1 protein-coding gene is annotated in these 851 nt (G+C 35.6%); it reads right to left on the bottom strand.

Going from position 1 to position 851, the window contains the following annotated elements; genetic code table 11:
* Nucleotides 1-326: 326 nt before the first annotated feature.
* Nucleotides 327-851, bottom strand: a 525-nt coding sequence (locus AC1DRF_RS30215; RefSeq protein ID WP_477742599.1) for an MFS transporter, incomplete at its 5' end; no start/stop codon positions are given.

Below are 851 nucleotides of genomic sequence, written 5' to 3'. Positions count from 1 at the left end.
ACTCAGTATTGTTTTCACTTTCTTTATGATTCATGTTCCTCTGCCTTTCTATTTTTTATAGTGCGGTTCATATCTACTTCTGCTGAAATCACAAAAATAGACACAGAATTTCTTCATAAAAACCATCTTAACCTTTTTAAGAACATGCTATACCAACAATGCTATTTTAAAACAAGCCCCTAGCACATGTTTCAAATAAACAAATTCATCTTGTTTCTCCTTTTAATAGCGTCAGATCAGAAGACTAGACTTTTCACATCACTAAGTGCATGAGCAAGGTCGTTATTTATAATCAAAAGTAAAACCCCATAGCGAGTCATGGGGTTTTACTTCGTACGTTGGTTTTTTGGAATTTTAATTTGTTTAATATCTCCCAACACATAAATATAAAAAATTAAGCCTAGCAACAATACAATTCCCGCTACAATAAAGCTTAGATTAAAAGAACCGGTTTTATCCAAAAGATATCCCGTTAAAGCTGTAGCTATAATTCCACCAAACAAATTATTAGCTAAATTAACAATAGAACTGAGAAGAGAAATGGAGCCTGCAGGCGCAATTTCAGCAGAAATTGACCAGCCGATTGGTGCCGTTGCAGATATACCTGCCAGTCCAATCGAGATACAAATCATCGCTACTACAACACTATTGGTGAAAATAGAACCTAAAAAAACAAACCCTAAGCATAATCCTACAACAATGATCGTGCGATATACTTTTTGACTGTTATATCCTTTTTTTATGAGGTAATCAACAAGCCAACCGCCAACTAAAACGCCAGCAAATGTAGCAATTAGCCAAGGGACTGCCGTAAGCAGACCCGATGACATGATATCCATACCGTATTTCTC

The sequence above is a fragment of the Priestia sp. P5_B4 genome, assembly GCF_056400385.1.
The sequence above is the reverse complement of the archived record's forward strand: the minus strand, read 5'-3'. Positions and strand labels throughout refer to the sequence as shown.